We start from the raw sequence: 13,646 nt of genomic DNA, 5'->3' as shown, positions 1-13,646 counted from the left end.
CCGACCGGTCAGGCGGCGCGTTCGGAAGCGGCGTGCGCCTGCGGGCCGGGGGTGAGCCGGGAGCTGTGCGCCAGGGATTCGGCGGCGGCCCACTCGGTCACCAGGCGTTGGTACTCACGCCGTTGCTCGGTGCTCAGGCGCCCGCCGCAACGCAGCCACAGCGCACGGATCTCCTCGTTCACCTCGGCGGAGGTACGCGGGGTCCGCGTGCTCTCGGAAGCGGGATTCGTGGGCATACTGTGAAGCGTACGTGCGACGGCGTGAAGACGAAGTGAGGCCGGTCACGAAGTGATCAACGGCTCATCGTCACAGTGCACATCAAGCCATGCGCATACTGTGTCGCCGGTCACTCTCCCCGGCCCCCCTCGCGGGCGGCTACCCCGTCACGCCGCCTCGGCCAGCTCGCACCACACGAACTTGCCCTCCCCCTCGGTCAGAGGGGCGCTGTCCAGGTGATACCAGCCCCAGCCGTCCGCGCACCCCTTCACGAGGGCGAGGCCGCGGCCCGCCTCCAGCAGCGGGGTGTCCCGTGCCGGAGGCGAGGGTGGTCGCGGCGGGGTCGGATCCGCGTCCCACACCTCGATGCGCAGGACGGCTTCGGACCAGTGCAGGCGCAGGGCCGCCGGGCCCTTGGTGTGCGTGACGGCGTTGGCCACCAGTTCGGTGGTGACGAGCTCGGCGGACTCGGCGAGGTGCGGGAGGCCGTGAGCGGTGAGGATGACGCCGAGCGTGCGACGACAGATGGGAACGGCACGGAGGTCATTGGGGATGTGCAGGGTGTACTGCCAGGGACTTGTGCGGTCGTCGCCGGTGTCGCTGCTGCGGTGCATGCGGAACTCCAGTGTGTCGTGGTGGAGTCGGAGGCTGGCGGCAGGGCCGTTGCTCTGTGTGGTCGAGGCGTGACACACCGTAGGGTCAGGTTTTTCGCACACGCAAGGGCGTTCCGTAATCTGAATCCGAACGGGGCTTCTCAACCACGGCTTTGAGCAGCGCTGTTGATGCGGTGGTGAGCGCTGTCCGGCGACGATCCGGTATCGCGCGCCGCGTGCTCCGGCGCGCGGGTGGTGACCGTGATCCGGTTCATCCGGTGACCAGGTGTGACCACGCCCCGGGTGCCGTGCGGCGCACGATGCCGGGCACCCGGGATCCCGGCCGGCCGCTCAGGAGCCCGCCGGGGCGCGGAGCAGTTCCACCATGCTGCTGAAGCTGTCCGCGCCGCGGCCCGCCGCCGCGCCGCGCCGGAAGGCGTCGAGGACCGCCTCGGGGAACGCCGTGTCCACGCCCGCGTCCGCGTTCGTGTGGACGACGTGCTCCATGCTCGCCAGGCCCATGGACAGGCGGTCCACGTCGCCCGCGTGGTTGCCCGCGTCGATCCGGGGTGCGTAGAAGTCGATGAACTGCCCCATGCCCGCGTGGTTCTCGGTCACGTACGGGGCGATCTCCGACGCGGTGATGCCGTGCGCGCCCGCGAGGGCGACGGCCTGCCAGTACGCGAGCATCGCGGGCCAGAAGACCACCATGTTCAACTGGTACATGAGGGCGGCCAGGCCCGGGTCCTCGCCCCGGTAGTCGGTCCTGCCGGTGATGACCTCCAGGTCCGCGCGGAACCTCTCGTACGTCTCGCGCGGGCCGCTGTAGAAGGTCGACATGTCCGGGCTGCCGATCCCCGGGGGCGGGGAGAGCACACCGCCCGTCAGGTGCGTGCCGCCGAGGCCCGCCACCCAACGGGCCGCCGCGCGTGCCTTCTCCGGCGCGTCCGAGCTGAGGTTCACCAGGACCCGGCCCGCGACCGCCTGCTCCGCCCCCTCGAACGCCGTGTACATCGCGTCGTAGTCGATCAGGCTCAGGATCACCAGCTCGCTGGCGCGCAGCGCCTCCTCGGGGCTCGCGGCCGCCACGGCGCCGCGTGCCACGAGCGCGTCGGCGCGGGACGGGGTGCGGTTCCAGACGGTGACCTCGTATCCCCGGTCCAGATACGCGGCGGCCATGGCCTGCCCCATCGGGCCCAGACCGATGACGGTTACGGATTGCGACATGGGTGCCCCCAGTGAGTACGTGAAGTGACTAGAACGAGCGCTCTATCCAGCGCCGGACGAAAACGTAGCACAGCTCTAGAACGAACGCTCTACTTAGAGAGTGGGTAAGGTGGGCGGATGAGTCTCCCCAGCGCGCCCCCCAGCACCCGCCAGCGCATCGTCCTGGTCGCCGCGCGGCTCATCCAGCGGCAGGGCTACGTCGGCACCGGCATCAAGCAGATCGCCAACGAGGCTCAGGCCACGCTCGGCTCCGTCTACCACTTCTTCCCGGGAGGCAAGGAGACCGTCGCCGTGGCCGCGCTCCGGCACGGGGAGCAGGAGTTCGCCCTGCTCCTCAAGGACACGCTCCGCTCCGAGGACGACCCGGCCGCCGCCGTCGAGGCCTGCGCCGTCGAACTGGCCCGCGGGCTGCGGGAGTCCGGCTGGGTCGACGGCTGCCCCGTCACCGCCGCCGCCCTGGAGACCCTCGGTACCGAGTCCGCGATCCAGCAGGTGTGCGCCGAGGCCCTGCGCGGCTGGGAGGACATCGTCGCCGAGAGGCTCCGCGCCTGCGGCTTCGCCGACCAGGAGGCCCGCGAGGTGGCCACCACCGTCATCGGCGCGCTGGAGGGCGCGGAGGTCACGGCCCAGGTGAGCCGCAGCGAGGAGCCGCTGCGCGCGGCGGGCAGGCAACTGGCGCGCCTCATCCGCACGTACGCGTAGACGTAGGCGTACGCGTAGACCTAGGCGTACGCGTAGACCCAGGCGTACGCGTAGACGTGCGCGAACCCTGAAGGGCCGGAACCGACGCGCGGTTCCGGCCCTTCAGGACTTCGTACGGGGACTTCGTACGGGGACTTCGTACGAGGATCTCGTACGGGGATCTCGTACGGGGATCAGCCCTGCTTGGGCTCCTCCAGGCGCGGGAAGAGCACCGCGCCCTTGGTGACCGTGGACCCGGCGGGGAGTTGCCCCCAGGTGCCCGCGTCCTGGACCCGCTGCTCGGCGAGGGCGCCCAGCGGGGCCTCGGCGCCGAGGGAGTCCCAGAGCTTCTGGGAGGTCTCGGGCATGACGGGGTTCAGGAGCACGGCGACCGCGCGCAGCGACTCGGCGGCGGTGTAGAGGATGGTCGCGAGGCGCGCCCTGCCCTCGGGCGACTCGTCCTTGGCGACCTTCCACGGCTCCTGCTCCGTGATGTAGCCGTTGACCTGCTTCACGAAGTCGAAGACGGCGAGGATGCCGCCCTGGAAGTCGAGGTCGTCGCCGACGCGCCGGTCGGCCTCGGCGACCGCCGTGGCGAGGCCGTCGCGTACCGCCTGCTCGGCGGTGCCGGGGGCCTCGTCGGCGGGCAGCGCGCCGCCGAAGTACTTGCCGACCATGGCGGCGACACGGGAGGCGAGGTTGCCGTAGTCGTTGGCCAGCTCGCTGGTGTAGCGGGCGGTGAAGTCCTCCCAGGAGAACGAGCCGTCCTGGCCGAAGGCGATGGCGCGCAGGAAGTACCAGCGGTAGGCGTCGACGCCGAAGTGGGAGGTCAGGTCCTGCGGCTTGATGCCCGTCAGGTTCGACTTGGACATCTTCTCGCCGCCGACCATCAGCCAGCCGTTGGCGGCGACCTTGCCGGGCAGGGGCAGGCCCTGTGCCATCAGCATCGCGGGCCAGATGACCGCGTGGAAGCGCAGGATGTCCTTGCCGACCAGGTGCACGTCGGCGGGGAAGGTGCCGTCGAACTTGGCCGGGTTCTCGTTGTACCCGACGGCGGTGGCGTAGTTCAGGAGCGCGTCGACCCACACGTAGATGACGTGCTTGTCGTCCCAGGGCACCTTGACGCCCCAGTCGAACGTCGACCGCGAGATCGAGAGGTCCTGGAGCCCCTGCTTGACGAAGTTCACGACCTCGTTGCGCGCGGACTCGGGCTGGATGAAGCCCGGGTTCGACTCGTACAGGGCGAGGAGCTTGTCGCCGTACTCGCTCAGCTTGAAGAAGTAGTTCTCCTCGCTGAGCAGCTCGACCGGCTTCTTGTGGATCGGGCACAGCTTCTCGCCCGCGTACTCGCCCTCGCCGTCGAGGAGCTCGCCCGGAAGCTTGTACTCCTCGCAGCCGACGCAGTACGGGCCCTCGTAGCCGCCCTTGTAGATCTCGCCCTTGTCGTAGAGGTCCTGGACGAACTCCTGCACCCGGTCCGTGTGGCGCTTCTCCGTGGTGCGGATGAAGTCGTCGTTCGCGATGTCCAGGTGCTCCCAGAGGGGCCGCCAGGCCTCCTCCACGAGCTTGTCGCACCACTCCTGGGGTGAGACGCCGTTCGCCTCGGCCGTGCGCATGATCTTCTGACCGTGCTCGTCCGTGCCGGTGAGGTACCACACCTTCTCGCCGCGCTGGCGGTGCCAGCGCGTGAGCACGTCGCCTGCGACGGTCGTGTAGGCGTGGCCCAGGTGAGGAGCGTCGTTGACGTAGTAAATGGGGGTCGACACGTAGAACGCCTTCGCGTTCCCGCTCGTCCCCTGCTTCTCGGATCCAGTGGCCGCCATGGTCGAAATCCTAACGGCCCCAGGAAGATCGACTCACACCTCGCCCTGGCGCGGAGCCGGTCCCTCCGGTCGCCAGGAGGCGAGGACGCCCTCGTAGAGCTGCTTGTCGGTGAGTTCCCTTGGGTCGGCGCCCGCGAGGAAGTACGCGGCGTTGTCCGCCTTGAGCCTGCGCAGGTAGTCGAAGGCCTTGCTGTCCTTCTCCCCGAAGGCGACGAAGGAGAAGAACAGGGGGTGGCGGGCGGCGTCGGCCAGGGCCTGGGTGGCGGGGCCCTTGGTGTCCGGGGCGCCGTCGGTCTGGAAGATGACGAGGGCCGGTGCGCCGGTGCGGGCCGACTCCGACTTCTCGTAGTGGGCCACGACCTCCTCGATCGCGCGGTGGTAGCTGGTGCGGCCCATGCGGCCGCAGGCCGCGTGCAGTTCGTCCACGCGGTTCTCGTGGGCGTCGAGTGTGAGGTCGGCGGTGGCGTCGATGTCGGTCGAGAAGAACACCACGTGGACGGTGGGGCCGTCGCCGCCGTTCTCGCCGGCGTCCGTGTGGGCCGCGAGGGCCAGCGTCTGGTCGGCCAGGTTCTGGACGGAGCCGTCCTTGTAGTACGGGCGCATGGACCCCGACCGGTCGAGGACGAGGTACACCGGCGCCCTGACGCCGGCTTGCCCGCCCTTGCGGAGGGCTGCGCCTGCTGCCTTGTAGGCGGTGGCGAGGGTGGGGGCGGCGGCTTTGACCCTGGCGAGGCTCAGCGCGGGCTTCCCCCCGGCTTCCGGGTGCGCCGGGCTTTGCGGGGGCGTGGGGGCGTCCGGCTGCGCCGGGCTTTGCGGGGGCGTGGTGGCTTCCGGGTGCGCCGGGCTTTGCGGAGGCGTGGGGGCTTCCGGGTGCGCCGGGGCGGCCTTGGGCTCGGTGGGGGTGGGGTTCGGCTGCGCCGCGGTGGGGCTCGGCTGCGCCGGGGCCGGGTTCTGCGGCTGGGCGGCGGGGGTCACCGGCTCCGCCGGGAGGTCGGAGGGGGTGCCGTCGTCGTCGACGCTCCCGCCGGCCGGGGCTGTGCCCACCCGTTCCGCCCCCTGGGCGGACCAGGTGCCCACAGGGGAGGTGGACTCGGTGGGGCCGGTGGGGTCTGCGGGGGCCGTGGGCCGGACGGGTGCGGTGGGCTCGGTGGCCTGGGAGGGCTGGGCGGCCTTGGTGGGGCTGGTGGGCTTGTCGGGGTTCGTAAGCCCGGCGGGGTCCTCGGGCTCAGTGGCCCCGGCGGGCTCTGCGGGCTCAGTGACCCGGGCGGGCTCGGCGGCCTTGGTGGGGCTGATGGGCTCGGCGGGGTCCGTAACTCCGGCGGGCTCTGCGGGCTCGGCGGTTTGGTCGGGCTCCGCGGCCTTGGTGGGCTTGTCGGGGTCCGTGGCGTGGACGGGCGCCGGGGTCTCGGCGGCCCGGTCGGGCTCTGCGGCCTCGGCGGGGTCCGTAACCCCGGCGGGCTCTGCGGGCTCAGTGGCCCGAACGGCCTCCGCGGGCTCGGTGGCCCCGGCGGGCTTCGCGGGCTCCGTGATCCCGGTGGGGGAACCCTCCGGTGCGGCGGAGGATGTGCCGGCGTCGGACCCCGGCGCCGTACCCGCACCCGGCTGTTCGGGGTCACGGGTGGGTGGGTGGGAGGCATCCGCCGCGGAGCGGCGGGCAGCAGGTACGCGGACCGACACATTGTCGAAGGCCTGAGCGACGAGCGCCTCCGCGGCAGCGGACCCCACGGAGGTCACGGCGGGCGCGGCGGTGACCCCACCACCGGAGGAGGCCCCGGCGCCACCGGAGGCGGACGTGCCGACGCCGGAGGCGGACGCGCCGTCGGCGTCCCGTCCCGGAGGGACAGACGTGCCGTCGGACGAGGCGGACGCGCCGTCGGCGTCCCGTGCCCGAGGGACAGACGTACCGTCGGACGCTCCCGCCGGACGGGTAGACGTGCCGTCGGGTGCCCCCGCGGGAAGGGCGGACGTGCCGTCGGACGACCCCGCCGGAAGGGCAGACGTGCCGTCGGACGCCCCCGCCGGGGAGGCGGCAGGGTCAGGGGACGGTGACGGGACCCCCGTCGCGGCGGCCTCGTTACGGGACCGTCGGAAGACAGCCCGCAGGCGATCCCAAATGCCCATGTGCGCAACCCTTCACGTGACTTGTGTCCCCGAATTCCCGGAGCCTCCCTCTGGCCAAGAGGGACACGTAAGGTTAGCGGCCCCCGCCGCACCCGCACCGGCGGCCCGGAACGGGCACGGATTCACCCGCCGTTCACCCGCAGTCCCCCGCCGTGCAGACCGCCCCGCCTAGCCTCCAGCCGGAATCACCGGCAAAAAGAAGCCAAAGCGCCGCCAACCGGCCACTTCATGGAGGACCCCGTGCCCAAGCTGCTGCCTCTGATCACCTCACACCCGGGCGGCTCCGGTGGCCGCTCGGCCATGACGTGCCGGTTCCGCTGTGGCGACGCCTGCTTCCACCCGGTGCCCAACACCAGTGACAACGCGTACATGGGAGACGTCATAGCGGGCGCGCTCAGCCGCCGCTCGGTGGTGCGCGCCGCCGCGGTCGTGACCGTCGCGACGGCCGCGACCGGCGGCCTCGCCCTCGGCCCGGGCACGGCCGAGGCCCAGGCGGCGTCCGGGTCCGCCGAGGCCCAGGCGGCGGCCGCCGCGGCGAAACGCAGAGGGAGGAAAGCGGCCCGCGGCCTGCGCTTCACACCCGTCGCCCCCAACACCGCCGACACGGTCACCGTCCCCACCGGCTACGGCCAGAACGTGGTGATCCGCTGGGGCGAGCCCATCCTGCGCGGCGCGCCCGCCTTCGACCCGGACAAGCAGACCGCCAAGGCGCAGGCGGGCCAGTTCGGCTACAACAACGACTTCCTCAGCCTGCTCCCGCTGCCCGGCGAGAAGCACGGCGAGGACCACGGCCGTCAGGTCCTCGTGGCCAACCACGAGTACACGGACGAGATCCTGATGTTCAAGGGGTACGACGCGAAGAACCCCACCCGCGAGCAGGTCGAGATCGCCTGGGCCGCCCACGGCCTCTCGGTGGTCGTGGTGGAGGGCGAGCGCAGGACCGGCGCGCTGCGTCCCGTACCGCGCCACCAGCTCAACCGGCGCCTGACGGTCACCAGCAAGTTCCACCTCACGGGCCCCGCCGCCCGCAGCGAGTTCGTCCGCACCCAGGCGGACCCCAGGGGCGTCACCGTCCTCGGCACCCTCAACAACTGCGCGGGCGGCACCACCCCGTGGGGCACGACGCTGCACGGCGAGGAGAACTTCAACCAGTACTTCGCCAACGCGGAGAAGGTGACCGATCCGACGCAGGCCGCGCGGCTGAAGCGGTACGGCGTCTCGGGCGGCGAGTCGGAGCGCAAGTGGGAGCGCTTCGACGACCGCTTCGACCTCGCCAAGGAGCCGAACGAGGCCAACCGCTTCGGCTGGGTGGTGGAACTCGACCCGTACGACCCCGACTCGGTGCCGCGCAAGCGCACGGCGCTCGGCCGCTTCAAGCACGAGGGCGCCCAGCCGCGCCTGACCAGCGACGGCCGCCCGGTCGTCTACATGGGCGACGACGAGCGCTTCGACTACGTCTACAAGTTCGTCGGCAGCAAGCGCATGGCGAAGGGGAACTCGCGCTGGGCCCGCGAGCACAACCTCACGCTCCTCGACGAGGGCACCCTGTACGTCGCCAGGTTCACGGGCGACTCCCCGGAGAAGGAGATCGACGGCACGGGCAAGCTCCCGGCCGACGGCGAGTTCGACGGCAGCGGTACGTGGATCCCGCTGGCCACCTCGTACGCGGGCGGCAAGGCCGTGTCCCACGTCGAGGGCATGTCCGCCGACGAGGTGTACGTCTTCACGCGCCTCGCGGGCGACAAGGTGGGCGCCACGAAGATGGACCGCCCCGAGGACATCGAGCCGTCGCCGCAGAGCGGCAAGGTGTACGTCGCCCTGACGAACAACACCGACCGCGGCAAGCCCGGCAAGGCGGGCGCCGACGAGGCCAACCCGCGCAACCTCAACAAGCACGGCCAGATCCTGGAGCTGACGGAGTCCCGCAACCGCCCGGAGTCCACCCGCTTCGCCTGGAACCTCTTCCTCGTCGCGGGCGACCCGAACGACCCGGCCACGTACTTCGCGGGCTTCCCGAAGGACAAGGTCAGCCCCATCTCCTGCCCGGACAACGTCACCTTCGACCCGCACGGAAACCTGTGGATCTCCACGGACGGCGCGCAGCTCGGCTCCCACGACGGCCTGTTCGGTGTCGCCACCAAGGGTGAGCGGCGCGGTGAACTCAAGCAGTTCCTGACGATGCCCAAGGGTGCGGAGACCTGCGGTCCGCTGGTGCAGGACCGGCGGGTGCTCGTCGCCGTGCAGCACCCGGGCGAGATCGACGGGGCGTCCGTCGAGAAGCCCGCGAGCGCCTGGCCCGACGGGCCCGGCAGGATCGTGCGCCCCGCGGTCGTGTCGGTGTGGCGCAAGGACGGCACCGACATCGGCGTCTGAGCACCCTGACGACGGCGCCCGAACGACGACCTGACGGCGTCCTGACGACGGCGCCCTCCTCCGCCCGCGGGCAGGGGGGCGCCCGGCAGGTGCCGGAGGGTCACAGCGGGGTGGGGCGGAGGTTCTGGACCGGGGCGGGTCCGAGGCCCGGCGGCGGGATGCGCGGGGTGAGGCGGGGGAGCCGGGCCGCCGCCTGGGGAGCGGGGGGAGCGGGGGCCTGTTCCACGGCCGGGGGCGGTGTGGTGGGTCTCGTGCCGAGCAGCCAGTTCTGGTAGGCGGGGGCTTCCGCGGCGGCCTCCCAGTACGCGGCCTCCAGCTCGCCGTAGACCGCGTCCAGCTCCGCGGTGGTGCGGGCCACGACGAGCAGCCGTACCCCGAGCGGATCGCCGTACAGGGGTCTGACCGCCATGTCGGGCCTCGCCACCGAGGTCGGCTGACAGACCGTGACGACCTCACCGGTGGCGACGAGGGTGGCGGCGGTGAGGTAATCGCCGTGCAGGACGCGCGGGCTGAGCCCCGCTTCGCGCAACACCCTTTGCAGTCCGTCCCATTCGCCGTCGACCGTCGGGTCCACCATCCAGCGGTCGGCCGCGAGGTCCGTGAGGTGCACGACGGACTCGCGGGCCGCGGGATGGTCGGCGGCGAGCGACACGAACTGGGGTTCACGCTCGACGAGCACCCTCCGGCGCAGCCCCTCGGGCAGGCGCAGCGGGCTGCCCTCGACTTCGTGCACGAAGGCGATGTCGAGCTGGCCCGCGGCCACCATTTGCAGGAGCGCGTTCGCGGAGACGTCCATCTGGAGCGAGGTGTCGGCCTCCGGCATGCGGTGGCGCAGCCTGCGCAGCCACCCCGGTATGGCGCGGCTCGCGGTGGAGCCGATGCGCAGCTGCGGGGTGCCGTCGGCGGCTCGGGCCGCCACCGCGCGCGCCTCGGTGAGCAGGGCGCGCATCTCCACGACGAGGGGGCGGGCCCGGCTGAGGACGGTGCGCCCGAGCGGTGTCGGCCGGCAGCCGGTGCGCTCACGGGCGAAGAGCTGACCGCCGACGGCGTGCTCGATGCGGCGCAGCTGGGTGGTCAGCGAGGGCTGGCTCATGCCGAGTTGCCGGGCCGCCTTGTGCAGGCTGCCCGTATCGGCGATGGCACAGAGTGCGCGGAGGTGCCTGACCTCTAGCTCCATGGGCGTGAGACTAGAGCGGCTCACGGCCTCCCACCAGCCACCCAAACCCCTACGGACCCCCATGAGTTGGCACGTATGCCCGGTGTCCTGATGTGCGGCGATAGGGCGGTGCTATCGCCATCTGCCATCATCCCGGGGCGGCGCGGCTCCCCGACACTCACGGATACCGAAACGTTCACCTTTCATCGAACGAGCAGGGAGCCCCCCACATGCACAAGCGTTACCTGTCTGTCGCCGCCGCCCTCGGCCTCGCCGTCGCCGCTCTCGGGACCTCGTCCGTCGCGTCGGCCGTCGACTCCCCCCGGGCCGGCGCCGACACCGCTTCCTCGGTGTCCACGCCCGCCTCCGTCGCCAAGTACGCGGGCTCGGGCGAAGAGGCCGCCGCCAACAAGGCGTTCTTCCAGGCCGTCGTGAAGGCCGTCGCCGAGAAGCGGGCCGCCAACCCCGGCGCCCGGGCCGTCACCGTGACGTACAACGCCTCGCAGGCGCCGCGGTTCCAGCAGCAGATAGCCGCGTCCACCTCCATCTGGAACGCGGCCGTCACCAACGTCCAGCTCCGCCAGGGCACGTCCGGCGCCAGCTTCTCGTACCGCGAGGGCAACGACCCGCGCGGCTCGTACGCGAGCACCGACGGCCACGGGCGCGGCTACATCTTCCTCGACTACCGGCAGAACCAGCAGTACAACTCCACCCGGGTGACCACCCACGAGACGGGCCACGTGCTCGGCCTGCCCGACAACTACCGCGGCCCGTGCTCCGAGCTGATGTCCGGTGGCGGCCCCGGCCCGTCCTGCACCAACGCCCAGCCCGACGCGCGGGAGCGGGCCCGTGTGAACCAGCTGTGGGCCAACGGCCTCGCCAAGGCGCTGAAGCAGGTCCAGAAGCAGGGCTGACGCCCACGTCGTAGCTGACGCTCGCGTCAGGACAGCTGCCCGCCCGGTGACGCCACCGCGCGGGCCGCTGTCACTTCCTGGCGGAGCGGTCCGAGCACACCGTCGTCGGTCCCGGTGAACTCCACCGGGACCGGCACGAGGACCTCCACCTCGCGCAGGCCCCCGGCCAGCTCCCGCAGCTGCCGGGAGACCTCGGCGACCTCCGCGGGGCCCGGCGGCCGCGCCCCGTGGCGGACCCGTACCCGCGCGGCGGTCGTCGCGTCCACGATCCGCTCGACGGCCACCACCAGCGGCCACCACGCGGCGGCCCGCGCCCCGGTGGGCGGCGGTTCGGTCAGGGCGCGCTGGAACTCGGTGCGGATGTCGGACAGGTCGCGGTAGAGGCGGCGCCGCATCCTGGCCCGCGCGGCCGGTGCCTGCTCGGACTCGGTGCCGAAGGCGCACTCGACGTAGCGCGCGGTGTCCGACACGGCGTCGGCGAGCCGGTCCCCGATGCGGGTGTGCCAGCTCTCCGGCCAGAGCAGGTATCCGGCGACGAGGGCGATGGCGCAGCCCATGAGGCTGTCGACGAGGCGCGGGACGACGAGCCCGAAGCCCTGGTGGTTCAGTACGTCGGACAGGAGCAGGATGACCGGGGTGATGGCGGCCGTCTGGTAGCCGTAGCCGCGGGGTGTGAGGGCCGGGACGAGCGCGGCGAGCACCAGGACCACCGGCACGTCCCACCAGCCGCGTTCCAGGACGGAGAGGACGGCGGCGGCCACCACCAGGCCGGCTACGGTGCCGAGCGCCCGCAGCACGGCCCGTGAGAACACCGAGCCGAAGTCGGGCTTCAGGACGAACGTGATGGTCAGGGCCACCCAGTAGGAGCGCGGTACGTCGACGAGCGACACCAGGGCCTGGGCGATGCCGATGCACAGGGCCAGGCGCAGGCCGTAGCGCCAGGAGGCCCCGGAGAGGATGACGTTGCGGGTGGCGCGGCGGGCGCGGACCCGCAGCGCGGCCGGGCGGCCGAGGCGGTCCTCGGCGTGCACCACCGTGAGCGGGTCGGGGTCGGCGAGGGTGTCGGCGGCGTGCCGCAGGGCGTGGTGCACGGCGCGGGCGGCGGGCCCGTACGGCAGGGCCCCGTCCTCCGGCAGGCCGAGGTCGGTGTACGCCGGATCCCCCGGGCGTTCGCCGCGGGCCACGGCGGCGGCGAGGGCGCGCAGGGCCGCGGGGAGTTCGGGCGGCAGCCTCTCGCCGTACCGGTGGGCGGTGGGGGCGGCCTCCACGACGGGGGTGACGGCGTTGAGCTCGGCGATGAGGCGGACCAGGTCGGGGCTGCGGCCGTGGTCGCGGGTGCGGCGGGCCAGGACCAGGTCGTAGGCCTGGTTGAGGGCGGCGGTGACGTCGGCGCGGGCCCTGTCGTAGGCCTCGTGCCGGTCGGCGCCGCCGTCGCCCGGTCCCGCCGCCTCCAGGAGCGCCGCCGCGCTGCGGTACGTCGCCGCGACCGCGGCGCGCTCCGGTACGCCGGACCGCAGGGGCCAGGCGAGCAGGGCGAGGGCCAGGACGAGGAGGCCGCCGCCGGTCATCAGGGCCGGGGCGAGCCACCACTGGCCCGGCAGGGGGAGGCCCGCGCCGATCACGCTGTTCAGCAGGAGCAGCAGCCCCGATACGGAGGCGACGGCGCCGATCGTCGACATCATCCCGGAGACCAGCGCCACGGCGGTGACCGCGGCCACCGCTGTCCAGCCGTGCCCGAAGACCAGGGAGCCGAGGGTTACGCCGAGGGCGCCGAAGAGTTGGGGGACGGCGATGTTCAGGATGCGCATGCGGTACGCGTCCGCCGTGTCCCCGATGACGCCGGACAGGGCGCCCATCGAGGCCAGGGCGCCGTACTCCGGGTGGCCTGCCGCGGTGCCCGCTGCCAGGGGCAGGCTCATGGCCAGTGCGGCGCGGGTCACGGCTGCCCATGGGGTGGTGGCGGGTTGTGGCTTCAGCGTGCGGACCAGCCAGTCGGGCGGGGTGAGGGGCCGGAGCGTGCTGTTCCGCATGGGGTCATTATCGCTGGCGGGGGGTGACTGTCCCCTCGCGGGGCGCCCCAGTCCCGCCCCTTTCCCGATAACCATGGGTCTGCCGCCCCCTGGACCCCCGCCCCTCATCGGCGCTCCGCCCCTCATCGGCGCTCCGCGCCTCGTCCGCAAACGCCGGACAGGCTTTTTCCCCACCCACCCGCCCTTCCATCGCGCTGCGCGCTCGTCCTCAAACGCCGGACGGGCTGAAGTCGCGCTGACGCGCTCGTCCTCAAACGCCGGACCGGCTGAAATCGCGCTGACGCGCTCGTCCTCAAACGCCGGACCGGCTGAAATCGCGCTGACGCGCTCGTCCTCAAGCGCCGGACGGGCTTGGAAGCTTCGCCGGGCGGGCTTGGAGCCTCACCGGGCGGGCTTGGAGCCGCGCCGGACCGGCTTGAGAGTCTCGCCGGACCGGCTCGAGATCTCTGCCGGGCAGGCTTGGAAGCTTCGCCGGGTGGGCTTGGAAGCTCCGCCGGGCGGGCTTACGAGCT

General features: G+C 72.5%; 10 protein-coding genes. 3 read left to right on the top strand and 7 right to left on the bottom strand.

Going from position 1 to position 13,646, the window contains the following annotated elements:
• Nucleotides 1–8: 8 nt before the first annotated feature.
• The 3 genes from ACH4DX_RS27465 to ACH4DX_RS27455 form a co-directional block, all read right to left on the bottom strand.
• Nucleotides 9–236, bottom strand: coding sequence for a hypothetical protein (locus tag ACH4DX_RS27465; RefSeq protein ID WP_398119667.1), 228 nt, complete (start codon nucleotides 234–236; stop codon nucleotides 9–11).
• 147 nt (nucleotides 237–383) lie between these two features.
• Nucleotides 384–830, bottom strand: coding sequence for an ATP-binding protein (locus ACH4DX_RS27460; protein WP_398119669.1), 447 nt, complete (start codon nucleotides 828–830; stop codon nucleotides 384–386).
• A gap of 330 nt (nucleotides 831–1,160) precedes the next feature.
• Nucleotides 1,161–2,036, bottom strand: coding sequence for an NAD(P)-dependent oxidoreductase (locus tag ACH4DX_RS27455; protein ID WP_398157139.1), 876 nt, complete (start codon nucleotides 2,034–2,036; stop codon nucleotides 1,161–1,163).
• A gap of 117 nt (nucleotides 2,037–2,153) precedes the next feature.
• Here ACH4DX_RS27455 and ACH4DX_RS27450 point away from each other — a divergent pair, with 117 nt between their 5' ends.
• Nucleotides 2,154–2,738, top strand: coding sequence for a TetR/AcrR family transcriptional regulator (locus ACH4DX_RS27450; protein WP_398157138.1), 585 nt, complete (start codon nucleotides 2,154–2,156; stop codon nucleotides 2,736–2,738).
• Nucleotides 2,739–2,911: 173 nt separating this feature from the next.
• On the opposite strand, the gene metG is transcribed toward ACH4DX_RS27450, so the two are convergent.
• Nucleotides 2,912–4,540, bottom strand: a complete 1,629-nt coding sequence (gene metG / locus ACH4DX_RS27445; RefSeq protein ID WP_398157137.1) for a methionine--tRNA ligase — start codon at nucleotides 4,538–4,540, stop codon at nucleotides 2,912–2,914.
• Between the two features lie 33 nt (nucleotides 4,541–4,573).
• On the bottom strand, nucleotides 4,574–6,265 hold the full coding sequence (locus tag ACH4DX_RS27440) for a VWA domain-containing protein (RefSeq protein WP_398157136.1): 1,692 nt from the start codon (nucleotides 6,263–6,265) through the stop codon (nucleotides 4,574–4,576).
• Nucleotides 6,266–6,889: 624 nt separating this feature from the next.
• Here ACH4DX_RS27440 and ACH4DX_RS27435 point away from each other — a divergent pair.
• Complete coding sequence (locus tag ACH4DX_RS27435) at nucleotides 6,890–9,034, top strand: PhoX family protein (RefSeq protein WP_398157135.1); 2,145 nt, start codon at nucleotides 6,890–6,892, stop codon at nucleotides 9,032–9,034.
• Between the two features lie 100 nt (nucleotides 9,035–9,134).
• Here the strand turns inward: ACH4DX_RS27435 and ACH4DX_RS27430 are convergent, their stop codons facing one another.
• The gene (locus ACH4DX_RS27430) at nucleotides 9,135–10,211 is read right to left on the bottom strand and encodes a LysR family transcriptional regulator (protein ID WP_398157134.1); all 1,077 of its coding nucleotides are present in this window, start codon (nucleotides 10,209–10,211) and stop codon (nucleotides 9,135–9,137) included.
• A 209-nt stretch (nucleotides 10,212–10,420) separates the two neighbouring features.
• On the opposite strand from ACH4DX_RS27430, the gene snpA reads away from it, so the two are divergent.
• Nucleotides 10,421–11,104: a snapalysin gene (gene snpA, locus ACH4DX_RS27425; RefSeq protein WP_398119683.1), complete on the top strand. Its 684-nt coding sequence runs from the start codon at nucleotides 10,421–10,423 to the stop codon at nucleotides 11,102–11,104.
• Nucleotides 11,105–11,130: 26 nt separating this feature from the next.
• On the opposite strand, the gene ACH4DX_RS27420 is transcribed toward snpA, so the two are convergent.
• The gene (locus ACH4DX_RS27420) at nucleotides 11,131–13,134 is read right to left on the bottom strand and encodes an FUSC family protein (protein WP_398157133.1); all 2,004 of its coding nucleotides are present in this window, start codon (nucleotides 13,132–13,134) and stop codon (nucleotides 11,131–11,133) included.
• Nucleotides 13,135–13,646: the final 512 nt, after the last annotated feature.

Source organism: Streptomyces sp. NPDC017940 (assembly GCF_044328435.1).
Taxonomy (GTDB): Bacteria; Actinomycetota; Actinomycetes; order Streptomycetales; family Streptomycetaceae; genus Streptomyces.
This window is presented reverse-complemented; position numbering and strand designations above follow the sequence as displayed.

Excerpts from the sequence above, each read along its gene's own strand:
- ACH4DX_RS27465 (WP_398119667.1), bottom strand. The coding sequence starts at position 236 with ATGCCCACGAATCCCGCTTCCGAGAGCACGCGGACCCCGCGTACCTCC.
- ACH4DX_RS27460 (WP_398119669.1), bottom strand. The coding sequence starts at position 830 with ATGCACCGCAGCAGCGACACCGGCGACGACCGCACAAGTCCCTGGCAG.
- ACH4DX_RS27455 (WP_398157139.1), bottom strand. The coding sequence starts at position 2,036 with ATGTCGCAATCCGTAACCGTCATCGGTCTGGGCCCGATGGGGCAGGCC.
- ACH4DX_RS27450 (WP_398157138.1), top strand. The coding sequence starts at position 2,154 with ATGAGTCTCCCCAGCGCGCCCCCCAGCACCCGCCAGCGCATCGTCCTG.
- metG (WP_398157137.1), bottom strand. The coding sequence starts at position 4,540 with ATGGCGGCCACTGGATCCGAGAAGCAGGGGACGAGCGGGAACGCGAAG.
- ACH4DX_RS27435 (WP_398157135.1), top strand. The coding sequence starts at position 6,890 with ATGGAGGACCCCGTGCCCAAGCTGCTGCCTCTGATCACCTCACACCCG.
- ACH4DX_RS27430 (WP_398157134.1), bottom strand. The coding sequence starts at position 10,211 with ATGGAGCTAGAGGTCAGGCACCTCCGCGCACTCTGTGCCATCGCCGAT.
- snpA (WP_398119683.1), top strand. The coding sequence starts at position 10,421 with ATGCACAAGCGTTACCTGTCTGTCGCCGCCGCCCTCGGCCTCGCCGTC.
- ACH4DX_RS27420 (WP_398157133.1), bottom strand. The coding sequence starts at position 13,134 with ATGCGGAACAGCACGCTCCGGCCCCTCACCCCGCCCGACTGGCTGGTC.